The sequence below is a fragment of the Lysobacter helvus genome, from assembly GCF_018406645.1.
Taxonomy (GTDB): Bacteria; Pseudomonadota; Gammaproteobacteria; order Xanthomonadales; family Xanthomonadaceae; genus Noviluteimonas; species Noviluteimonas caseinilytica.
In genome coordinates this window covers 444,022-466,208 of record NZ_AP024546.1, presented here as the reverse complement: position 1 = coordinate 466,208, position 22,187 = coordinate 444,022, and the positions used below count along the sequence as shown (strand labels likewise).

Here is a 22,187-nt window from a genome sequence, read left to right as displayed (position 1 = left end):
AACCCGTCAGGCCTTGATGACGCCCAGTTCGCGTCCGATGCGCACGAACGCATCGATCGCGCGGTCCAGGTGTTCGCGCGTGTGCGCTGCGCTGATCTGCGTGCGGATGCGCGCCTGGCCCTTGGGCACGACCGGAAAGAAGAACCCGATCGCGTAGATCCCTTCCTCCAGCAACCGCTGCGCGAACTTCTGCGCCAGCGGCGCGTCGTACAGCATCACCGGCGAAATCGGATGCACGCCCGGCTTGATGTCGAAGCCCGCCGCCGTCATGCGCTCGCGGAAGTATTTCGTGTTTTCCGCCAGCGTGTCGCGCAATTCACCGGCGGATGCCAGCATCTCGAACGCCTTGATCCCCGCGGCCACCACGTGCGGCGGCAGCGAGTTGGAGAACAGGTACGGCCGCGACCGCTGCCGCAGCAGCTCGATCACTTCGCGCTTGGCCGTCGTGAACCCGCCGAGCGCACCGCCCATCGCCTTGCCGAGCGTGCCGGTGAAGATGTCGATCTTCTCCATCACGCCTTTCACTTCCGCCGAGCCGCGGCCCGTCTTCCCGAGGAAGCCGGTGGCGTGGCATTCGTCGATGTGCACCAGCGCGCCGTACTGCTGCGCCAGCCTCGTGATCTCGTCGAGCGGCGCGATGAACCCGTCCATCGAGAACACGCCATCGGACGTGATCATGATCGTGCGCGCGCCGTCGGCCTTCGCCTGCTTGAGCTGCGCCTCGAGGTCGGCCATGTCGCAGTTGGCGTAGCGGTAGCGCTTCGCCTTGCACAGCCGCACGCCGTCGATGATCGAGGCGTGGTTGAGCGCGTCGGAGATGATCGCGTCGTTCTCGTCCAGCAACGGCTCGAACAAACCGCCGTTCGCATCGAAGCACGCCGCGTACAGGATCGTGTCTTCGGTGCCGAAGAACGCCGAGATCGTGCGTTCCAGTGCCTTGTGCAGGTCCTGCGTGCCGCAGATGAAGCGCACGCTCGCCATGCCGAAGCCGTGCGTGTCCAGCGCTTCCTTCGCCGCGTGGATCACGTCCGGATGGTCGGCGAGGCCCAGGTAGTTGTTGGCGCAGAAGTTCAGCACCGTGCGCCCGTCTTCCAGCGTGATCTCCGCCGACTGCGGGCTGGTGATGATGCGTTCGGACTTGAACAGCCCGGCCTCGCGGATTTCGTCGAGCGTGGCGGCGTAGCGGGAGGTCAGCGTCATGGTCGTCAGTTCCAGCTCAGCACGACCTTGCCGGCCTTGCCCGATTCCATCAGGTCGAAGCCCTTCTGGAATTCGTCGATCGGCAACTGGTGCGTGAGCACCTTGCCGAGCGGGAAGCCCCCGAGCACCAGCTGCGTCATCTTGTACCAGGTCTCGTACATGCGCCGGCCGTAGATGCCCTGCAGCGTGAGGCCCTTGAAGATCACCTTGTCCCAGTCGGCGCCCGCGCCCTTCGGCATGATGCCGAGCATCGCGATCTTGCCGCCGTGGTACATGCAATCGAGCATGTCGTTGAACGCGCGCGGATTGCCGCTCATCTCCAGGCCCACGTCGAAGCCTTCCATGTGCAGGTCGGCCATCACGTCCTTCAGCGACGTGTTGGTGACGTTGACCACGCGCGTGGCGCCCATGTCGGCGGCGAGCTTGAGGCGGAAGTCGTTGACGTCGGTGACCACCACGTTGCGCGCACCGATGTGCTTGCAGATACCCGCGGCGATGATGCCGATCGGGCCGGCGCCGGTGATCAGCACGTCTTCGCCGACCACGTCGAATTCCAGCGCGCAATGCGCCGCGTTGCCATAGGGATCGAAGAACGCGGCCAGCTCGCTCGGGATCTGGTCCGGGATGGGCCACAGGTTGCTGGCCGGCATCACGATGTATTCGGCGAACGCGCCGTTGCGGTTCACGCCGATGCCCACGGTGTTGGGGCACAGGTGCTGGCGACCGGCGCGGCAGTTGCGGCAATGGCCGCAGACGATGTGGCCTTCGGCCGACACGCGCTGGCCCACCGAATAGCCCGACACGCCCGGCCCGAGGTCGACGATTCGGCCCACGAACTCGTGCCCGATCACCAGGCCCGGCTTGATCGTGCGCTGGCTCCACTCGTCCCACAGGTAGATGTGCAGGTCGGTGCCGCAGATCGCGGTCTTTTCCAGCTTGATCAGGACTTCGTTCGGGCCCGGCGCCGGCACGGGCACGTCTTCCATCCAGATGCCCTTGCCGGCTTCGCGCTTGACCAGCGCTTTCATCATCGTCATCGGTGCGGCCGCGGAGTGCGAAAGAGGGGCGGGATTATACGGCGCGGGCCCGGGCCGGCCGGTGACGCGCGGACCGTGACCGACGTCCTTTGCAACGGCCGCCACGGAGCCCGTATCGTCCCGGGTTCACGCGCGAACCCCGCTCCCATCTTCATTCCTCCAACCGGACCCGCCATGCGCCGACCGCTCCTTGCGTCCCTGCTGCTCCTTTCCGCCTCGGCCCAGGCCGACGAAGGCATGTGGATGCCCTCGCAACTGCCCGACATCGCGGCGCAACTGCGCGCCGCCGGGTTCAAGGGCAACCCGGCGGACCTCGCCGACCTGACGAAGCCGCCGATGAGCGCCGTCGTGAAGGTGGGCGGCGCGACCGGCGCGTTCGTCTCGCAGGACGGCCTGGTGCTGACCAACCACCACGTCGCGTTCGGCGTCATCCAGTACAACAGCAAGCCCGACCGCGACCTCATCGCGAACGGCTTCATCGCCGCCGACCGCGCCGGCGAACTCCCGGCCAGCCCGGACTACCGCGTGCTCGTCACCACGGGCTTCGACCGCATCACCGACACCATCCTCGCCAACGCGCGCGGGAAGCAGGGCCGGGCGTACTACGACGCCATCGACGCCGCCACCAAGCAGGCCGTCGCCAAGTGCGAAAGCGACGCGGGCTACCGCTGCAGCGTTGCGAACATGGATTACGGCACCGACTTCTACCTCATCCGCCAGCTCGAACTGCGCGACATCCGCCTGGTGTACGCACCGCCGCAGGCGATAGGCAACTACGGCGACGAAATCGACAACTTCGTGTGGCCGCGCCACACCGGCGACTTCACGCTGCTGCGCGCCTACGTCGGCAAGGACGGCAAGCCCGCCGACTATTCGCCCGACAACGTGCCGTACGCACCGCCCGCCCACCTGCAGGTGTCCACGCGCAATGTGAAGGACGGCGACTTCGCGATGCTCGCCGGCTATCCGGGCGTGACGTTCCGCCACCGCATGGCGTCGGAATTCGCGAACCAGATCGAATGGCAGCTGCCCTCGCGCGTCGCGCTGTACGACGGCCTCATCGGCACCATCGACGCCGCCGCCAAGCCCGACGCGAACGCGAAGGTCGCCTACGCCTCGCAGGTGCAGAGCCTGAAGAACAACCTCAAGCGCGCGCAGGGCGAACTCGACGGCCTGCGCCGCAGCGACGCGATCCACGTGCGCCAGCAGGACGAATCCGCGATGCTCGCCTGGCTCGGCAAGCAACCCGACGCCGCCGCCACGCGCCGCGACATCGACGCCGCGCAAGCGCAGCTGAAAAATGCGATGGCGATGCGCGACCGCGACCAGCTGGTCGGCGCCATCCGCGCGATGACGCAAGTGCTGCGTGCCGCACTCACCGTGCAGCGCCTGGCGATCGAACGCACCAAGCCCGACGCCGAACGCGAATCCGGCTACCAGCTGCGCGACGAAACGCTGATCGCCGGCACGCTCAAGCAGGTGCAGCGTCGTTACAGCCCGACCGTGGAGAAGGCGATCCTCGCCGACCTGCTGCGCCAGTACCTCGCCTTGCCGGCCGCGCAGCACCTGCCGGAATTCGACCAGGTGTTCGGCACCACGCAGGCGCAGGTGACCGCGAAGCTCGACGCGCTCTACGCCGGCACGAAGCTCGGCGACGAAGCCGTGCGCACCTCGCTGATGCAGCGCGAATCCAATGTCGCCACCGACCCGGATCCGATGCTCGTCGCCGCGAAGGCGCTGCTGCCCGCGTACATGCGCATCGAAGAAGAGAGCAAGCAGCGCGAAGGCGAACTGCTGCGCCTGCGCCCGGCGTACATGCGCGCGCTCATCGCGTACCGCAAGTCGCAGGGCCGCGCCGTGTACCCCGATGCCAACTCCACGCTGCGCGTGAGCTACGGCCGCATCAGCCCGATGTCGCCGCGCGACGGCATCGACTACCGCCCGCTCACCACCGTGCAGGGCATCGTCGAGAAGCACACCGGCAAGGCGCCGTTCGACGCACCGAAGCCCTTGCTCGACGCGATCGCGAAGGGCGACTTCGGCACCACCGCCGATCCTGTCCTCAAGACACAGACCGTCGACCTGATGACCAACCTCGACACCACCGGCGGCAATTCCGGTTCGCCCGTGCTCGACGCCGACGGCAAGCTGATCGGCCTGAACTTCGACAGCAACTGGGAAGCGGTGAGCGCCAGCTGGATGTTCGATCCGCGCTACAAGCGCGCGATCCACGTCGACATGCGCTACCTGCGCTGGCTGCTCGCGAAGGTCTATCCCGCGCCGCACCTGCTGAAGGAAATGAACCTGCCGTCCGAATGACGGAGCGATCGCGTTCGCGCCGGGACGCGTGCTGCATGACGCACGCGCAGTCCCGGCGCTAGCCTCGCGCACCGGCCTGCAACGGGCCATGCGAGGGGTCGTCGATGTTGATCACCGTGATGCGCGCCGGCGTCGTTGTCGTCGCGCTTGTTTTGCTGCCAGGCTGCACCAGGCCCGCTTCGCAGCCGCAGGCCGCCAACACCTGCGCCCCCATCGACGACGCCGGCGTGGCCGCATTGTTCGATCGCTGGGAAGAAGCGCTGGAACACAAGCCGGCCACGGAGGTCGTCGCGCTGTACGCCGACGACTCGGTGCTGCTGCCCACGCTCTCCGACGTGCCACGCTACACGCGCGAGCAGAAGCTCGATTACTTCAAGCATTTCCAGGCCAAGCATCCGTCGGGCCACATCGACGAACGCCGCGTCTTCCTCGGCTGCAATTCGGCGGTCGACGCCGGCCTGTACACCTTCACCTTCGGCGACGGCTCGCAGACGCACGCGCGCTACACCTACACGTACGCCTTCGAAGACGGCGCGTGGCGCATCACCAGCCACCATTCCTCGGCCATGCCCGAAGCGAGCAACGCTCAGGCGTCGCGGAAGCCGTAATCGAACGTGTAGAAGTGCTGGCCGTCGGTGATGTCGATGGCCATCGTGCCGTGCAATCCCGCCAGTGCGTCGGTGCCGGAATCCGGCACCACGCTCAACGCCAGCGTTGCCTTGCCGCGGTCCATCACGCCGCTGTGCTGGAAGAAGAACGTGCCGCTGCGTCCGTCCAGCGTCCCCTTCACGCGTTCCACCGCCACGTAACCGGCCGATCCCGCCTGCGGCGACCCCACCGCCAGCATGTGCACCACGCTGGTCGCCTCCAGTGGCCCGGCGAACGTCTTGTCGAAGCGGAAATGCCCGGCTTCCACGCCGTCGCCCAGGTCGCAGCCCGGTTCCATACTGCGCTTCACTTCGAACGTGCCCTTCGCCTGCTGGTCCATGGAGATGCTCCTTTGCGGGGATGCCATGTTAGGCTCCGGGCGTCGCGGATTCCCATGCCAGCCGGCCCCGTTTTCTCGACACGCCGTTGGTTCCACCGTTCCATCGCGTCGCGCCCGCGACGCCCCGTTCCGATCCGGCTGGCCATGCGTTTCCGCGCGCCCCCTCATCCAAGGAGCGTGCGAATGAAAGTGCTGGCCTGCGATGGCATCCATGAAGACGGTCTCCAGTTGTTCCGCCTCGCGGGCTGGGACGTCGCCGTCTCCGATCCGATCAAGGACCCCGCCGAACTCGCCGTCGCGCTCGCCGACGTCGATGCCGTGCTCGTGCGTTCCGCCACCGCCGTGCCCGCGTCCGCGCTGGAACAGGCGAAGCACCTGCGCGTGATCGGCCGCGCCGGCGCCGGCGTGGACACCATCGATGTCGAAGCCGCCACCGCGCGCGGCATCGCGGTGATGAACGCGCCCGACGGCAACACGCTCGCCGCCGCCGAACATGCGCTGTCGCTGCTGTTCGCGCTCGCGCGCCACGTGCCGCGCGCCGACGCCGGCATGAAGGCCGGGCAATGGCCGAAGGCCGGCCTCACCGGTTTCGAACTGGAAGGCAAGAAACTCGGCGTCATCGGCCTGGGCCGCATCGGCGGCACCGTCGCGCGCAAGGCGCAGGGCATCGGCATGGACGTGGCCGCGTACGACCCGTTCCTGCCGCCGTCGGCGGCCGGGAAGGGCAGCGTGCCGCTGAAGACGCTGGACGACCTGCTGGCGTGGGCCGACGTCGTGACGCTGCACATCCCGCGCACGAAGGAAACGACCAACCTGCTGTCCGAAGCGCGCCTGCGCGCGATGCGTCCGGGCGCCTACCTCATCAACGCCGCGCGCGGCGGGCTCGTCGACGAAGCCGCGTTGCTCAAGCTGCTGGAAGAAGGCCACCTCGCCGGCGCTGCGCTCGATACCTTCGTGACCGAACCGCTGCCCGCCGATTCGCCGCTGCGCGCGCAATCCAAGCTCATCCTCACGCCGCACCTCGGCGCCTCGACGAGCGAAGCGCAACAGGCCGTCAGCACGATCCTCGCGCGCCAGGTCATCGACTTCGTCACCACCGGCGCGGTCGCCGGCTGCGTCAACCTGCCGCCGCTCACCGCCGAAGCCGCGCGCGAAGTGGGGCCGTGGATGCCGCTGATGTCGTCGCTCGGCCGGCTCGCCGCGCGCCTCGTGCACGCGCCGACGAAGCTCACCGTCACCTACGCCGGCCGCACGGACCAACTGGACACGCGCCCGCTCACGCGCCTGCTCGTCGCCGCCTTGCTCGGCGCGCATTCGGGTCGCGTCACGCCGGTGAACGCGTTGCAGGAAGCCGCGCTGCGCGGCCTGGTCGTGGCCGAAACGATCGGCGGCGATGGCGACGGCTTCGATCGCCTCCTGCGCATCCGCGTCGAAAGCGAAGGCCGCACGCGCGAAATCGAAGCCACCCTGCATCGCGGCCCGCGCGTCGTGCGCCTGGATGGCGTGGAGATCGAATTCGACCCGCAGGCCCACGTGCTCCTGCTGCGCAACGAAGACCGGCCGGGCATGATCGGCACCGTCGGCTCGCAACTCGGCGCGGCCGGCATCAACATCGTGAACTTCGCGCTCGGCGCGGCCGGCGACGGCCAGGCGCGCGCCGCCATCACCGTCGACCAGCCGCTCGACGACTCGCAACTCGCCGCCCTGCGCACCACGCCGGGCGTCCTCTCGATCCAGCAGGTGTGACCGCATGAAGATCTTGCTCGCCCGCCACGGCGAAACCGCGTGGAATGCCGAAGGCCGCTACCAGGGCCAGGAAGACATTCCCTTGTCGCCCGTCGGCGAAGCGCAGGCGCGTGCCCTCGGTGAACGCCTGCAACACGTGCACATCGATCGCGCGGTCGCCTCGCCGTTGAAGCGCGCGCTGCGCACGGCGGAACTTGCGCTGGGCGACGACCGCCTCGCGCGCCTCACGACGGACGCCGGCCTGATGGAAATCGCGCACGGCACGTGGGAGGGCTTGCTTGCCGCCGAGATTCGCGAACGCGATCCCGATCGCCTGCACGCGTGGCGCCACGCGCCGCACGAAGTGCTGATGCCCGAAGGCGAATCGCTGCAGCACGTGTTCGATCGCGCGTGGCCCGCGTTGGCGCGTGCCGCCGACGGCCTCGGCGAACACGACACGCTGCTCGTCGTTGCGCACGACGCGGTGAATCGCGTGCTGCTGTGCCACGTGCTGGGGATTCCGCTGTCGAAGCTGTGGACCTTCCGCCAGGCACCGACCACGCTCAACCTGCTGGAAGGCCCAGACGTCGAGCACCTCGACGTCGTGCGCATGAACGACGCCACGCACCACACGGCGTTGTTCGGCGAAGCGGTGCATCGGGCACTGTGATGGCACGTTCGCTCGACGACTGGCTGGCGTACATCGAGCGCCAGCATCCGCAGTCCATCGCGATGGGGCTGGAACGCGTGGCCGACGTAGCCGAGCGCATGGGCCTCACGCGCCCCGCGCGCCACGTGATCACCGTGGCCGGCACGAACGGCAAGGGCTCGACGGTCGCGTTCATCGAAGCGATCGCGCGCGCCGCCGGCTGGCGCACGGGCGCCTACACCTCGCCGCATTTGCTGCGCTACAACGAACGCGTGCGCATCGACGGCCACGACGCGGACGATCTCGCGCTCGTGCACGCCTTCGACGCGGTGGAAGCTGCACGCGGCGACACCCAACTGACGTACTTCGAATACGGCACGCTCGCCGCATTGTGGTTGTTCGCGCAGGACGAACTGGACCTGGCGATCCTAGAAGTCGGCCTCGGCGGCCGGCTCGACGCGGTGAACCTCGTCGATCCCGACGTGGCCGTGATCACCACCGTCGACCTCGACCACCAGGATTGGCTCGGCAACGATCGCGAAGTGATCGGCGCGGAGAAGGCCGGCATCGCGCGCGCGTGGAAACCGCTGGTGCTGGGCGACGACGATCCGCCGTCGAGCGTGCTCGGCCGCGCGTATCGCATCGGCGCCTCGGCGATCCGCGCGAACTGCGATTTCTTCTTCGAACCGATCGATGCCGAAACGTGGCGCTGGCGCGAAGTGAATTTCGCGCTGGACCTGCCGACGCCCGCGCTGGCCGCGCCCGTGCAGATGCGCAACGCCGCCACCGCGATCGCCGCGTTGCGCGCGCTCGACGTCGCGATCCCGCGCGAAGCCTTCGCGCACGGCATCGCCGAAGCGGCGGTGGCGGGGCGCCTGCAGCGCATCGAACGCGATGGCATCGAGGTCGTCCTCGACGTCGGCCACAACCCGCAGGCCGCGCGCGCGCTGGCCGAATGGTTGGCGGCGACGCCGGCCCGCGGACGCACCTTCGCCGTGTACGCCGCGCTCGGGGACAAGGACGCCCGGGGCGTCGTCGAAGCCCTCGCGCCACGCATCGATCGCTGGTTCCTCGCCGGCCTCGAAGGCGCAGGCCCGCGCGGCCAGCCCGTCGACGCCTTCGCCGAACGCCTGCAGGGCACGCCCGCCGCCGCGGGCGCGCGCCATGCCGAGGTCGCCACCGCGCTCGCCGCGGCGCGCAAGGACGCCGTCGCGGGCGATCGCCTGCTCGTCTTCGGCTCCTTCCATACCGTCGGCGAAGCAATTGCGGCCCTGGGTTCAGAAGCGAAGGAGGGGCGGGGTCTATAATTCCGCCCCGGCAACGTCGCCCGGTCCCCCGAGCACCGATGGAACCTGCACTGAAACAGCGCCTCGTCGGCGCAGCCGTGCTGATCGCGCTGGCCGTGATCTTCCTTCCCATGCTGATCCAGGGCCCGGCGCCGGAGAGTGGCGTCGCCGACGTCCCGCTCGATGCACCGCGCGCACCGGTCGGCGACCTGGAAACCCGCGACCTGCCGCTCGTGGCGCCCGATGCCACGCCCGCCGATGGCGCGCTTGGCATGGATGCAACGCCGCCCGCGCCGTCCGCGAGCACCGCGACCGTCGCCGCGCTCCCCGACACGCCGCCTGCGTCTGCCGCGACGATCGCCGCCGCGCCGCTGCGCGACGCCTCGGCCGCCCAGGTCCAGGCGCTGCCCGACGCCTCGGCCGCCGCCACCGCGCCGGCGCCGACCACGCCGCCGCCGTCCGCGCCCGGCGTGATGTACCCCGCGCCCACCGCGGGCGGGAACTACGCCGTCAACTACGGCAGCTTCTCCACCGCGGCTGCCGCCGATTCGGTCACCGCCTCGCTGCGCGCCGCGCACCTGCCGGGCTATCGCGAATCCGCGACGGTCTCCGGCAAGACGCTCCAGCGCGTGCGCATCGGTCCGTTCGCCACCCGCGCGCAGGCCGAGGACGCGCGCCTGAAGGCCGCCGGCGTGCGCAGCGACGTCAGCGCAAAGGTCGTGGCCCTGGACGCCGAGCGCGAAGCGCCGAAGGCCGCCACGCCGCCGAAGCCCACCACCACCGTTGCCGCAGCGACGACCCCGGCCACCAAGCCCGCAGCGACCGCGCCCGCCACGCCCGCCGCGTCCGGCACCGGCTTCGCCGTCCAGCTGGCCGCCTTCAGCAAGGCCGCCGACGCCAACGCCCTGCGCGACAAGCTGCGCAACGCCGGCTTCAGCGCGTTCACCGAAAGCATCACCACCGACAAGGGCACCCTCACCCGCGTCCGCGTGGGCCCGGTGTTGAATCGCGCCGAAGCGGACCAACTCAAGGCGCAGGTCAAGTCGAAACTCGGGATGGACGGCATCGTCCGCCCGCATCCCTGATCCAACCAGCCAGAACACGCAGGAATCCCCCATCCCATGTGCGGCATCGTCGGTATCGTCGGAACCTCGGAAGTCGCAGCGCAGCTCTACGACGGCCTAACCGTGCTCCAGCACCGCGGCCAGGACGCGGCGGGCATCGCCACCGCCGACCGCGGCAAGCTGCGCGTGCACAAGGGCAACGGCCTCGTGCGCGACGTGTTCGACGAAGCCTCGATGCTGTTGCTCGAAGGGCGCGTGGGCATCGCGCACTGCCGCTATCCCACGGCCGGTTCGGAAGGCTCGGACGAAGCGCAGCCCTTCTACGTCAACTCGCCCTACGGCATCGCGCTGGCGCACAACGGCAACCTCATCAACACCGACGCGCTGCGGCGCGAGGTGTTCGAACAGGACCGCCGCAACGTCAACACCGAATCGGATTCGGAAGTGCTGCTCAACGTGTTCGCGCACGAACTGGACACGCAGAAGGCGCTCACGCCCGACGCCGTGTTCCGCGCCGTGGAAGGCGTGAACCGCCGCGCGAAGGGCGGCTACGCCGTCGTCCTCGCGCTGCTCGGCCTCGGCCTGGTGGCGTTCCGCGATCCGCACGGCATCCGTCCGCTGGTGCTCGGCAAGCGCACCACGCCGGGCGGCGACGAATGGATGGTTGCGTCCGAATCCGTCGCGCTCGACGTGCTCGGCTTCGAACGCGTGCGCGACGTCGCGCCGGGCGAAGCGCTGGTGATCACCGCGCGCGGCGAACTGTTCGCCAGGCAATGCGCCGCACCGGAAGGCGCGACGCCCTGCATCTTCGAATACGTGTACTTCGCGCGCCCGGACTCGATGATCGACGACATCTCCGTGCACAAGGCGCGCATGCGCATGGGCGTGACGCTGGGCGAGAAGATCCTGCGCCTGCGCCCGGACCACGACATCGACGTCGTCATCCCGATCCCCGACACCTCGCGCGATTCCGCGCTGGAAATCGCCAGCACGCTCGGCGTGAAGTACCGCGAAGGCTTCATCAAGAACCGCTACGTCGGCCGCACCTTCATCATGCCGGGGCAGGGCGAGCGCGTGAAATCGGTGAAGCGCAAGCTCAACCCGATCCCGCTGGAATTCCGCGGCCGCAACGTGCTGCTGGTGGACGACTCCATCGTGCGCGGCACCACCTCGCGCCAGATCGTGCAGATGGCGCGCGACGCCGGCGCCAAGAAGGTGTACCTGGCGTCCGCCGCGCCGCCGGTGCGCTTCCCGAACATCTACGGCATCGACATGCCGTCGCCCGACGAACTCATCGCGCACAACCGCACCGAAGCGGAAATCGAACAGCTGCTCGGCTGCGACTGGCTGATCTACCAGGACCTGGCGGATCTCGAAACCGCCGTTGCCGGCCCGAAGCATCCGGGCAAGCGCTTCGACAGCTCGTGCTTCAGCGGCGAATACGTGACGGGCATCGATCCGGATTACTTCGAGCGCATCAGCAAGCTGCGTTCCGACGACGCCAAAAAGAAACGCCGCGTCGCGTCCTGACGCCATGGCTTCGCTGTTCGATGCGGCGAAGGCGTGCCTGGATGCGGCGACGCCGGAAGACAAGCTCGCGCGCACCGCGCAGGCCGCCGCCGATTTCGCCGACGGCAAGTTCGCCACGCTCGAAGACGAGCGCGAACCCGATCCGATCCGCATGCCGGGCCGTCCCGAACGCCCGCGCCTGGTGCCGCCGCGCGACCTGCCGCGCCGCGGCTTCGGCAGCGACGAAGGCCGCGCCGCCTTCATCCACGCGGTGGCGCACATCGAGTTCAACGCGATCGACCTGGCGTGGGACGCGGTGTATCGCTTCCGCACGTTTCCCGCGGCGTATTACGCCGACTGGATCGGCGTGGCGGCGGACGAAGCGCGGCACTTCGCGATGCTGCGCGCGCGCCTGCGCGAGTTCGGCCACGACTACGGCGACTTCGACGCGCACAACGGCTTGTGGGAAATGGCGGAAAAAACCGCGCACGACGCGCTCGCGCGCATGGCGCTGGTGCCGCGCGTGCTGGAAGCGCGCGGCCTGGATGTCACACCCGGCATGATCGTGAAGCTGCGTTCGCTCGGCGACGATGCGACCGCCGACATCCTCGAGGTCATCCTGCGCGAGGAAGTGGGGCACGTGGCCGCGGGCTCGCGCTGGTTCCGCTGGTGCTGCGAACTGCACGGCCGCGAGCCGCGCGCGACGTTCGCGCACCTGCTCGCGCAATACGCGCGTCCCGTGCTCTATGGCCCGTTCAACCTGGAAGCGCGGGCCGAAGCGGGTTTCGATCCGGAAGAACTGGCAGCACTGCTCGCGCTGGACGCCGAAGCGCGCGAACGCAAACCCTAGGCGGCGAGCGACGACAACTGCGCGCCGTCGCGATCCACGCGCAACACCGAGCCTTGTTCGTACCAGTCGCCCAGCACGATGCGCGTGCCATTGGGCTCGTCGTGCACCGCGGGACGATGCGTGTGCCCGTGGATGAGCTTGCCGATGCCGAAGCGCGCGAGCGTGGCGTCGACGGTGGCCGGCGCAACATCGGTGATCGCTTCCATCAAGCCTTGCTGCTGCAACCCGCCCTGGTGCGCCTTGCTCGCCGCGCGCGCCTGTTGCGCGAACGCGAGCCGCGCCGCCAGCGGCTGCGCGAGGAACTGCGCCTGCCAGTGCGGATCGCGCGTCTGCGCGCGGAAGGCCTGGTACTTCACGTCGTCGGTGCACAGCAGGTCGCCGTGCATCAGCAGCGTGGGCGTGCCCTCGAGCAGCACGACCGCCGGATCCGGGAGGATGTGCATGCGCGCGCGGCGCGCGAAGCGGTCGCCGACGAGGAAATCGCGGTTGCCGCGCAGGAAGAACACGGGCGTCCCCGCGCGCGTCAGCGTGGCCAGGCGGTCGGCGACGAACGCGCCGACGTCGGAGGGATCGTCGTCCCCCACCCAGGCTTCGAACAGGTCGCCGAGGATGTACAGCGCATCGGCGCCACGCGCCTCATCGGCCAGGAAGCGGCCGAACAGGTCGGTGATGGCGGGACGCTCCGCATCGAGGTGGAGGTCGGAAATGAACAACGCAGGCATACGGCCATTCTAGTGGGGCGCCCGGCGGAGGTGGGCGCGCTCGCGTAAAATCGCCGGCCATTCCCGTTCGAACTCGCGCGCCCATGGCCGTCCGCACCCGTTTCGCCCCCAGTCCCACCGGTTACCTGCACATCGGCGGCGCGCGCACCGCGCTGTACTGCTGGCTGGAAGCGCGGCGCCACGGCGGCGATTTCATCCTGCGCGTCGAAGACACCGACCGCGAGCGCAGCACGCAGGCCGCCATCGACGCGATCCTGGAAGCGATGGACTGGCTGGGTCTGGATTACAACGAAGGCCCGGTCTACCAGACCGCGCGCCTGGACCGCTATCGCGAAGTCGCCGAGCAGATGGTCGCCGACGGGACCGCGTACTACGCGTACGAGACGAAGGCGGAACTGGAAGCCATGCGCGAAGCCGCGATGGCCGCCAACGACAAGCCGCGCTACAACGGCGCGTATCGCGAACAGAACGTGGGCTTTCGCGACGATCCCAACCGCGTCATCCGTTTCAAGAATCCGCTCGACGGCGTCGTGGCGTGGGACGACAAGGTCAAGGGCCGCATCGAATTCGCCAACGGCGAACTCGACGACCTGGTGATCTTCCGCTCCGACGGCTATCCGACGTACAACTTCGCCGTCGTCGTCGACGACATCGACATGGACATCAGCGACGTCGTGCGCGGCGACGACCACGTCAACAACACGCCGCGACAGATAAACATCTATCGCGCGCTGGGCAAGCCCGTGCCGCATTTCGCGCACCTGCCGATGATCCTGGACGAGCAGGGCGCCAAGCTGTCCAAGCGCACGGGCGCGGCGGATGTCATGCAGTACCGCGATGCCGGGTATCTGCCGCACGCGCTGCTCAATTACCTCGTGCGGCTGGGGTGGTCGCACGGCGACCAGGAGATCTTCTCGATCCCGGAAATGACGCAGCTGTTCGACCTGCGCGACGTCAACGCGAAGGCCTCGCGCCTGGATGCCGCCAAGCTCGGCTGGCTCAACCAGCAGTACCTGAAGTCGGACGATCCGGTCGAAGTGGGCAAGCACCTGGAATGGCACCTGCGCGCGCAGGGCTACGACCTCGCCGCGGGTCCGTCGCCGGCCGACCTCGTCGTGGCGTTGCGCGATCGCGTGCAGACGCTGAAGGACATGGCGGAACGCGCGGCGGTGTGGTTCGGTCCGCTCACGCAATACGACGATGCGGCGGTCGCCAAGCATCTCAACGCCGCCGCGCGCGCACCGCTGGCGGAAGCGCGCACGCGCCTGGAAGCGCTGGACACGTGGTCCGCGGAAAACGTGGGCGTTGCGCTGCATGCCGCCGCCGATGCGCTCGGCATCGGCATGGGGAAGGTTGCGCAGCCGCTGCGCGTGGCCATCACCGGCACGCAGGTGAGCCCCGATATCTCGCACACCGTGTACCTCGCAGGCCGCGACGAGGCCCTGCGCCGCATCGATGCCGCCCTTGCAAAAGTGCCGGCCGGGGACTAGATCGAACCCATGGGCCACCACGCTCCCTGCACCGATCCGCACCACCACGTCCACGACGCCGATGCGTTCGTGCACGAGGTGGAGCGCGCGTGCGAAGCGCGTGGCCTGCGCCTGACGCCGATCCGCGCCAACGCGCTGCGCCTGATCGCCGATGCGGGCCGCCCGGTGAAGGCCTACGAACTGCTCGACCGGATGAAGGCCACGCACGACGCGACCGCGCCGCCCACGGTGTATCGCGCCCTCGACTTCCTCCTCGAGCACGGCTTCATCCACAAACTCTCGTCGATCAACGCCTACGTGGGCTGCCACCATCCCGGCGGCGAAGCGCACGCCGTGCCGTTCCTGATCTGCGATGCGTGCCATTCGGCGACGGAGCTGGAGGACGACAGCATCGTGTCCGCGCTGGACGCCTCCGCCCGGGCGCTGGGCTTCGCCCCCCAGGCGCAGACCCTGGAAGTCCATGGGGTCTGCCAGGCCTGCCGGGCCCTCGAATCCAGCTGAACGGGGTCGTGACGGGATTTCGACGCGGAATGTTATAAAGTTCCACTTCCGCCGCCGCCCGCCCCCCGATGTCCCCTGCCGCCCGCTCCCATCGCCTGCTCGATCGCTTCGGCGCCGCCGGTTCGCTGGCGTGCGCGGTGCATTGCGCGTTGCTGCCGCTGGCCATCGCGCTGCTGCCGGCGTTGGGCATCGGCAACTGGCTGGGCGAAGGGTTCGAGCGCGGCTTCGTGGCATTCGCTACGTTGCTGGGCTTTGCGAGCGTCTACTGGGGCTATCGCAAGCACGGCGCCGTGCGCGCACTCGGCCTGCTGGCTGCGGGCCTCACGATCCTGTGGAGCGCCATCCTCTACCCGCCGCTGCACGAGCACCTGGTCGCGCATGCGCTGGTGATGACCTGCGGCGGCACGCTCGTGGGGCTGGCGCACCTGGCCAACCTGCGGCTGGTGCACATCCACGACGCCAGCTGCGCGCACTGATCCGCCTGCGCACCGCGTCGATCTGCTAGGCTTTGCGCCCTCGCGCGCGGCCAGCGCGCAGATATCCATCACGAATACAGCACCAGGAGCAACGCACATGGGCAAGGGCGACCGCAAGACCGCCAAGGGCAAGCGCTACAACGCCAGCTACGGCAACGCGCGTTCGCACGTCGCGGCCAAGGCTGCCGGCACGACGACGGCGCCGGTGGTGAAGAAGACCGCCACCAAGACCACCGTGGCCAAGGCCCCGGCGAAGAAGGTCGTGGCGAAGAAGGCCGGCGCGAAGGAGTAATCCCTTCCGCGACGTTCGAAAAAAAAGCCCCGCATCGCGGGGCTTTTTTGTTGCACCGGGGAAATCAGGGCTTGCCGGCCGCCTCCACCGCGGCCCACACACGCAGCAGGTTCCCGCCGAGGATCTTGCGGATGTCCGCGTCCTTGTAGCCGCGCTTCTGCAGCCCGGCGACGATCACGGGATAGTCCGCCACCGACTTCAGTTCTTCCGGCAGCTCGCCATCCACGCCGTCGAAATCCGACCCGATGCCCACGTGGTCGATGCCGACCAGCTTCACCGCGTAATCGATGATGTCGAGCACGCGGTCCACGTGCACCACGGGCGTGGGGTTCTCGACGCCCCATTGCTTGGCGTACGCATCGATCTCCGCCTGCGATTTGCCGGCCAGCTTCATCTGCGACACGTGGCGGCGGCGTTCCATGGTGGCCGCGCCCAGCTTGGCGTCGAGGAACACCGTACCGAACGTCAGCTGCACCACGCCGCCTTCCTTCGCGATGGCCTTTGCGAGGTCGTCGGACAAATTGCGCTCGAACGCCGGCGTGAAGTGGCGCAGGCCCGAATGCGACGCGATCACCGGCACGTCGGTCAGCGCGAGCACGTCGCGCACCGTATCGTCGGAGACGTGCGAGACGTCGACCATGATGCCGAGGCGGTTCATTTCCTTGACCACCTGTTCGCCGAAGGGGCTCAGGCCGTGCCACTTCGCCGTGTCGACGTACGAGGAGTCGGCGATGCGGTTGTCCTCGCCGTGCGCGAGCGTGATGTAGCGGACGCCGCGCGCCTGGAATTCCGCCAGCTTCTTCAGGTCGTCGCCGATCGGCGCGCCGTTCTCCATGCCCAGCGCGAGCAGCACGTGGCCGCCCTGGCGCAGGCGTTCGACGTCCTTGGGCGACGTCACGATCGCGAACTTGTCCGGATGCCGCTGCACCATCGCCTCGACGTGGTCGATCTGCGTGTTCGCGACCTGCCACGCCGTGCCCGCGACGTCTTCCTCCGGCGAGGTGTAGATCGACATGAAGGCGACATCCAGGCCGCCGGCCCGCGCGCGCGGATAGTCGAACTCCTTCGTCGGCGCCGACAGGCCCAGGTCGTCCCAGTGCGAGACGAGGCGTTCGGGGGCGTCGATGTGCGTGTCGACGATGATCGCGTCGTCCGCGAGCTTGTGCGCGGCGTCCTGCGCGTGCACGACGCCGGCGACGAGCAGCGGGAGGAGGGCGAGGGCGGAACGACGCATGCTTGGGCTCCTTGGGATCAGGGAATCCGGCGGCCGGCGACATGCACGGCCTCCGCGAGGTGTCCGCCGAGCCAATAGCACAGCTCGGCGGGATGTTGGACGCGCCAGCGCACGAAGTCGGCGCGCGCACCGACGCGCAGCACGCCGCGATCGGGCAGGCCGAGCGCACGTGCCGCATGCACGGTGGCGCCGCGCAGGGCTTCTTCCGGCGTGAGGCGGAAATGCGTGCAGGCCAGCTGCATCGCCTGGCGCAGCGACAACAACGGCGAGGTGCCGGGATTGCAATCGGTCGCCACGGCCATCGGCACGCCGTGCGCGCGGAAGGCCTCGATCGGCGGCAGCCTGGTATCGCGCAGCACGTGGAAGGCGCCCGGCAGCAACACCGCGACCGTGCCGTGCGCGGCCATCGCGCGCACGCCGGCGTCGTTCGTGTGTTCGACGTGGTCCGCGGACAGGCCGCCGAATTCCGCCGCGAGCGCCGCGCCGCCCAGGTCGCTCAGCTGATCGGCGTGCAGTTTCACCGGCACGCCGAGCGCGCGCGCCGCCTCGAACACGCGCCGCACCTGCGCGGGCGAAAACCCGATGCCTTCGCAGAACGCATCGACCGCGTCGACCAGGGCTTCCGCATGCAGTCGTGGCATCCATTCGACCAACGCATCGACGTAACCGTCCGCGTCGTCCTTGAATTCCGGCGGCAACGCATGCGCGGCGAGATACGTGGTGCGCACCGTGATGCCGAGCGTTTCACCGATGCGTCGCGCCACGCGCAACATCCGGCGCTCGGTCTCGAAGTCGAGCCCGTAGCCCGACTTGATTTCCACCGTCGCCACGCCATCGCGCAGCAAGGCCTGCGCGCGCGGCAGCGAGGCCGCGAACAACGCATCGTCATCCGCCGCCCGCGTCGCACGCACCGTGGACAGGATGCCGCCACCAGCCCGCGCGATCTCCTCGTACGTGGCGCCCTGCAACCGCAGTTCGAACTCGCGCGCACGATCGCCCGCGAACACCAGGTGCGTATGGCAATCGACGAGCGCCGGCGTGACCCACCCATCGGCTTCGATCACCTCGCGCGCGCTGCCCACGGCATCCGCCGGCAACGCACTGCGCGGACCGACGAACGCAATGCGCCCATCACGCCAGGCCAGCGCACCGTCTTCCACCGCGCCATACGCCTGCGCGCCGTCCAGCGTCGCCAGGTGCGCGCCGAGCAGCAGGCCATCGAAGGGAGCGTCGCGGAGGTCGGTCATCGTTCGCGATTGTAGGGCCCCAGCCGTCGTTCGCATTGCCCGTCGCGGCGGGGCAGAATGCCGGGCATGCAGACCCTCGACGCGGAACGCCTCTGGACCCCCGGCGGCTGGCGCACCGACGCCGGTTTCACCCATGCCGACGGCCGCATCGTCGAACGCATGGCGGCCCAGCCCAGCGAAAGCGCGGGGATCGTCCTGCCCGGCATCGCCAACCTGCACTCGCACGCCTTCCAGCGCGCGATGGCCGGCATGGCCGAGCGCCGCACCAACCCGGAAGACTCGTTCTGGACCTGGCGCGACACGATGTACCGCTTCGCCGCGCGCTTCGACCCCGACACGCTGCATGCCGTGGCCTCGCAGCTCTACGTCGAGATGCTCGAGTCCGGCTACACCACCGTCTGCGAATTCCACTACCTGCACCACGCGCCTGACGGCCGCCCGTACGCCGATCCCGCCGCGATGTCGCGCGCGCTGGTCCGCGCCGCGCGCGACACCGGCATCCGGCTCACGCTGCTGCCCGTGCTCTACATGACCGGCGGTTTCGACGGCCGGGCGCTCGCCGAGCGCCAGCGGCGCTTCGGGCACGACGTCGATGCGTTCCTGCGCCTGTTCGAAACGCTGCGCGCGGACGACGACGACAGCGTGCGCACCGGCATCGCGCTGCACAGCCTGCGCGCCGTGCCGCACGAAGCGATGCGCACCGTGCTCGCTGCGTTGCCGTCGGACACACCGATCCACATCCACATCGCCGAGCAAGTGGGCGAAGTGCAGGACTGCCTCGCGTTGCGCGGCGCACGCCCGGTCGAATGGTTGCTCGCCAACGCCGATGTCGGCCGTGGCTGGACGCTCGTGCACGCCACGCACCTCGACGCGAAGGAAGTGCGCGCGCTCGCGGCCACCGGCGCCACCGTTGCGTTGTGCCCGACGACGGAAGCGAACCTCGGCGACGGCCTGTTCCCGCTGCGCGCGTTCCTGGAAGCGGGCGGCAGCTGGGGCATCGGATCGGATTCGCACATCTCCGTTTCGCCGGTCGAAGAACTGCGCTGGGCCGAATATGGCCAGCGACTGATCTCGCACCATCGCAACATCGCGGTGGGCACGGCGTCGGACAGCGTCGGCGAATCGCTGCTGCACGACGTGTGCGCGAGCGCGGAACCCGCGACCGGCCAGGCGATCGGCTGTTTCTACGCAGGCGCGGGCGCGGACTGGCTGGTGCTCGATCGCGACGCGCCGCAACTCACCGGCGCCACCGTTGCGGACACCGTCGATCGCTGGATCTTCAGCGGCAACCGCCCGCTGGTGCGCGAGGTGCATGTCGCGGGCGCGCAGGTCGTCAGCGATGGTCGCCATCGCGACGCCGAACGCATCGCCACCGGATTCCGCGCCGCGATGCAGGCGCTGATGGCTTGAGCGATCCCGCGCCGAAGCCGGGCTGGCGTGCGCGCCTCGCGCAACACCTCGCCCAGGGCGTGATCCGCGGCGACGACCTCGTCGATGCCGCGTTCAACAAATACAACACGCGCTTCAACCGGCACCAGCCGCAACACATCGCCGCGTATCGCACGTTCGCCGATGCGCATGGCGTCGAACTGCTGGGCCGCGTGCTCGCGCGCCCGCCGCTCGGCGGCCCCGGCGAACACGACGACTGGTGGGACAACCTCGCCAACACGTATCGCCGCTTCGATACCGACGAAGTGCCGAACGTCGCGATGCGCGCGCAATTCCAGGATGCGAGCGCCGAGTTCCATACCGACCACGAAGGCTATTACGCGGCGACGCTGGTGCCGCGCACGCCGCCGGTCGACGCGTTGTGGGCAGAGGCGCGCATCACGCTGGCCGATGGCACGCTCGAAACCCCGCAGCCGGTGCTGCAGGTGTTGCCCTCCGCGCGCATCGGCATCCTGTCGGATATCGACGACACGATCCTGCAAAGCAGCATCACCGACTGGAAGACCGCCGCGCAGCTCGTGTTCCTCGGCAACGCCCGCACGCGCAAGCCGTTGCTCGGCGTGGCGAAGCTGTACGCCGCGCTGCAGGCGGGCGTCGACAACGCGGGACGCAATCCGATCTTCTATGTCTCCAGTTCGCCCTGGAACCTGTACGACCTGCTGGAGGATTTCCTCGCGCTCAACGCGATCCCGCCGGGCCCGATGTTCCTGCGCGACCTCGGCACCGATGTCGGCAAGTTCCTCAAGACGCCGGGGCATGCGCACAAGCTCGAGCGTGCGCGGACGCTGTTCGATCGCATGCCGCACCTGCGCTGGGTGCTGCTGGGCGATTCCGGCCAGCAGGACGCCGAGTTGTATGCGGCCGCCGCGCAGGAGTTCGGCGAAGAGCGCATCGCGGCGATCTACATCCGCGACGTGGATCCGGATCGCGACAGCCTGCTCGACACCGGCGTGGACGCCTGGATCGGGAAAGTCGCCGGCACGAAGGTCCCGATGCTGCGCGTGTCCGACAGCGTGGCGATCGCCGAGCATGCAGCGACGCTGGGCTTGATCGATCCGGCGGCGATCCCCGGCATCGTCGCGGAAGTGCGCAAGGATGCCGCGCGGCCGACAGTCAACGCAGCCGCGGTCGACGAGACCGTCGATCAGGCGAAGGCGAAATAGCGCGCACGCCACGGCCGCTCGCCCGGGCCCGCAGCGTTGCTTCCCTTGCAGCCCACTGCGGGAGACCTCCGATGCCCACCCCCGACGCCATCGCGCGCCGCGCACTCCTCCAGCGCGCCGCCGGCCTGGGCGCGCTGGCCCTCGTCGCCCCGTGGCAGTCCGCGCTCGCGGCACTCACCGCCACGCCCGCGCAGACGCGCGGTCCGTTCTTCCCCGTGCAGCTGCCATCGGAATCCGATGCCGACCTCACACACGTGAAGGGCGCCGCGGGCCGGGCGCGCGGGCAGGTGATCGTGGTGTCCGGCCGCGTGCTCGATCGCGACGGCAAACCCATCAAGGGCGCAGTGCTCGAACTGTGGCAAGCCAATGCCGCGGGGCGCTACGACCATCCGCGCGACGTCAACCCCGCACCGCTGGACCCGAACTTCCAAGGCTACGCGCGCCTGGTGAGCGACGACCATGGCCGCTATCGCTTCACCACCATCAAGCCGGGCGCCTATCCGATCAACCCGGTGAATCCCGTCGCCGTGCGTCCGCCGCACATCCACTTCGACGTCGACGACAAGCACAAGCACCTCGTCACGCAGATGTATTTCCCCGGCGAGGCAGGCAACGCGAAGGACGCGATCTTCAATGCGCTCGGTGCGAGCAAGGAGGCCGCCGTTGCGCATGCGTTGGGCGAGGAGGACGACGACCTGCGCTTCGATTGGGACATCGTGCTGTCTTAGGGCTTGGCGTCCGGACAAGGGTTGCCGCCATGGAGCGCAAGCGCACGCCGCTGATCACGATCGCCCTCCGCGTCTTCAAGGTGCTGTTCGCTTCCTGGGCGATGACCTTCGCCGTCCTGCTCGCGGCCGGGATCGTGGCTTTGTTCGTTGCCGACGCGCCCACCGCCGAGACGATCTGGGATGGCGGCTGGTGGCAGTTCGCGGTGTGGCTCGTGTCGCTCGGCGTTTGCTGGCGATTCTTGAAGACGCGCTGACGAT

The 22,187-nt window shown here is 69.0% G+C and carries 22 protein-coding genes; 16 read left to right on the top strand and 6 right to left on the bottom strand.

The window, feature by feature from the left end; genetic code table 11:
- Nucleotides 1-6: 6 nt before the first annotated feature.
- Together kbl and tdh are read right to left on the bottom strand one after the other, a co-directional pair.
- Nucleotides 7-1,200: a glycine C-acetyltransferase gene (gene kbl / locus LYSHEL_RS02320; protein ID WP_213435429.1), complete on the bottom strand. Its 1,194-nt coding sequence runs from the start codon at nt 1,198-1,200 to the stop codon at nt 7-9.
- Nucleotides 1,201-1,205: 5 nt separating this feature from the next.
- Entirely contained in the window at nt 1,206-2,228 is a 1,023-nt protein-coding gene (gene tdh, locus LYSHEL_RS02315) for an L-threonine 3-dehydrogenase (protein WP_213437518.1), read from the bottom strand.
- Nucleotides 2,229-2,411: 183 nt separating this feature from the next.
- Here tdh and LYSHEL_RS02310 point away from each other — a divergent pair, with 183 nt between their 5' ends.
- Together LYSHEL_RS02310 and LYSHEL_RS02305 are read left to right on the top strand one after the other, a co-directional pair.
- On the top strand, nt 2,412-4,556 hold the full coding sequence (locus LYSHEL_RS02310; protein WP_244858635.1) for a S46 family peptidase: 2,145 nt from the start codon (nt 2,412-2,414) through the stop codon (nt 4,554-4,556).
- A 104-nt stretch (nt 4,557-4,660) separates the two neighbouring features.
- The gene (locus LYSHEL_RS02305) at nt 4,661-5,164 is read left to right on the top strand and encodes an SgcJ/EcaC family oxidoreductase (protein WP_244858633.1); all 504 of its coding nucleotides are present in this window, start codon (nt 4,661-4,663) and stop codon (nt 5,162-5,164) included.
- On the opposite strand, the gene LYSHEL_RS02300 is transcribed toward LYSHEL_RS02305, so the two are convergent.
- On the bottom strand, nt 5,143-5,544 hold the full coding sequence (locus tag LYSHEL_RS02300; protein ID WP_213435428.1) for a DUF3224 domain-containing protein: 402 nt from the start codon (nt 5,542-5,544) through the stop codon (nt 5,143-5,145). The two genes, LYSHEL_RS02305 and LYSHEL_RS02300, sit on opposite strands and share 22 nt — an antisense overlap.
- Before the next feature lie 183 nt (nt 5,545-5,727).
- Between LYSHEL_RS02300 and serA the strand changes: the two genes are divergently transcribed.
- From serA to LYSHEL_RS02270, 6 genes are read left to right on the top strand one after another with little or no spacing between them, the layout of a single operon-like run.
- Entirely contained in the window at nt 5,728-7,290 is a 1,563-nt protein-coding gene (gene serA, locus LYSHEL_RS02295; RefSeq protein ID WP_213435427.1) for a phosphoglycerate dehydrogenase, read from the top strand.
- 4 nt (nt 7,291-7,294) lie between these two features.
- Nucleotides 7,295-7,939 carry a histidine phosphatase family protein gene (locus LYSHEL_RS02290; RefSeq protein WP_213435426.1) on the top strand — a complete coding sequence of 215 codons (645 nt, stop codon included), beginning with the start codon at nt 7,295-7,297 and terminating at the stop codon, nt 7,937-7,939.
- The gene (gene folC / locus LYSHEL_RS02285) at nt 7,939-9,225 is read left to right on the top strand and encodes a bifunctional tetrahydrofolate synthase/dihydrofolate synthase (protein ID WP_213435425.1); all 1,287 of its coding nucleotides are present in this window, start codon (nt 7,939-7,941) and stop codon (nt 9,223-9,225) included. Before LYSHEL_RS02290 ends, folC begins: the two co-directional genes overlap by 1 nt.
- 38 nt (nt 9,226-9,263) lie before the next feature.
- Nucleotides 9,264-10,289, top strand: coding sequence for an SPOR domain-containing protein (locus tag LYSHEL_RS02280; RefSeq protein ID WP_213435424.1), 1,026 nt, complete (start codon nt 9,264-9,266; stop codon nt 10,287-10,289).
- A gap of 36 nt (nt 10,290-10,325) precedes the next feature.
- Nucleotides 10,326-11,798 carry an amidophosphoribosyltransferase gene (gene purF / locus LYSHEL_RS02275; protein ID WP_213435423.1) on the top strand — a complete coding sequence of 491 codons (1,473 nt, stop codon included), beginning with the start codon at nt 10,326-10,328 and terminating at the stop codon, nt 11,796-11,798.
- 4 nt (nt 11,799-11,802) lie between these two features.
- Nucleotides 11,803-12,627, top strand: a complete 825-nt coding sequence (locus tag LYSHEL_RS02270; protein WP_213435422.1) for a ferritin-like domain-containing protein — start codon at nt 11,803-11,805, stop codon at nt 12,625-12,627.
- Here the strand turns inward: LYSHEL_RS02270 and LYSHEL_RS02265 are convergent.
- Nucleotides 12,624-13,349, bottom strand: a complete 726-nt coding sequence (locus LYSHEL_RS02265; protein WP_213435421.1) for a UDP-2,3-diacylglucosamine diphosphatase — start codon at nt 13,347-13,349, stop codon at nt 12,624-12,626. The two genes, LYSHEL_RS02270 and LYSHEL_RS02265, sit on opposite strands and share 4 nt — an antisense overlap.
- Nucleotides 13,350-13,432: 83 nt before the next feature.
- Here LYSHEL_RS02265 and gltX point away from each other — a divergent pair, with 83 nt between their 5' ends.
- The 4 genes from gltX to LYSHEL_RS02245 all read left to right on the top strand — a co-directional run bounded on the left by gltX (nt 13,433) and on the right by LYSHEL_RS02245 (nt 16,108).
- Nucleotides 13,433-14,839, top strand: coding sequence for a glutamate--tRNA ligase (gltX, locus tag LYSHEL_RS02260; RefSeq protein ID WP_213435420.1), 1,407 nt, complete (start codon nt 13,433-13,435; stop codon nt 14,837-14,839).
- Between the two features lie 9 nt (nt 14,840-14,848).
- Nucleotides 14,849-15,340: a transcriptional repressor gene (locus tag LYSHEL_RS02255; protein WP_213435419.1), complete on the top strand. Its 492-nt coding sequence runs from the start codon at nt 14,849-14,851 to the stop codon at nt 15,338-15,340.
- 68 nt (nt 15,341-15,408) lie between these two features.
- On the top strand, nt 15,409-15,816 hold the full coding sequence (locus LYSHEL_RS02250) for a MerC domain-containing protein (protein ID WP_213435418.1): 408 nt from the start codon (nt 15,409-15,411) through the stop codon (nt 15,814-15,816).
- Between the two features lie 97 nt (nt 15,817-15,913).
- On the top strand, nt 15,914-16,108 hold the full coding sequence (locus tag LYSHEL_RS02245) for a 30S ribosomal protein THX (protein WP_213435417.1): 195 nt from the start codon (nt 15,914-15,916) through the stop codon (nt 16,106-16,108).
- Between the two features lie 64 nt (nt 16,109-16,172).
- Here LYSHEL_RS02245 and LYSHEL_RS02240 read toward each other — a convergent pair whose 3' ends face one another.
- Both LYSHEL_RS02240 and hutI read right to left on the bottom strand, forming a co-directional pair.
- Entirely contained in the window at nt 16,173-17,342 is a 1,170-nt protein-coding gene (locus LYSHEL_RS02240) for a dipeptidase (RefSeq protein ID WP_213435416.1), read from the bottom strand.
- 17 nt (nt 17,343-17,359) lie between these two features.
- The gene (gene hutI / locus LYSHEL_RS02235; RefSeq protein WP_213435415.1) at nt 17,360-18,589 is read right to left on the bottom strand and encodes an imidazolonepropionase; all 1,230 of its coding nucleotides are present in this window, start codon (nt 18,587-18,589) and stop codon (nt 17,360-17,362) included.
- Nucleotides 18,590-18,655: 66 nt separating this feature from the next.
- Between hutI and LYSHEL_RS02230 the strand changes: the two genes are divergently transcribed.
- From LYSHEL_RS02230 to LYSHEL_RS02215, 4 genes are all read left to right on the top strand, one after another.
- Nucleotides 18,656-19,999: a formimidoylglutamate deiminase gene (locus LYSHEL_RS02230; RefSeq protein ID WP_213435414.1), complete on the top strand. Its 1,344-nt coding sequence runs from the start codon at nt 18,656-18,658 to the stop codon at nt 19,997-19,999.
- Nucleotides 19,996-21,201: an App1 family protein phosphatidate phosphatase gene (locus LYSHEL_RS02225; RefSeq protein WP_213435413.1), complete on the top strand. Its 1,206-nt coding sequence runs from the start codon at nt 19,996-19,998 to the stop codon at nt 21,199-21,201. Before LYSHEL_RS02230 ends, LYSHEL_RS02225 begins: the two co-directional genes overlap by 4 nt.
- Before the next feature lie 71 nt (nt 21,202-21,272).
- A complete protein-coding gene (locus LYSHEL_RS02220) occupies nt 21,273-21,929 on the top strand; it encodes a dioxygenase family protein (protein ID WP_213435412.1) in 657 nt (218 codons plus the stop codon).
- Nucleotides 21,930-21,958: 29 nt separating this feature from the next.
- On the top strand, nt 21,959-22,183 hold the full coding sequence (locus tag LYSHEL_RS02215) for a hypothetical protein (RefSeq protein WP_213435411.1): 225 nt from the start codon (nt 21,959-21,961) through the stop codon (nt 22,181-22,183).
- The last annotated feature ends 4 nt before the right edge of the window (nt 22,184-22,187 follow it).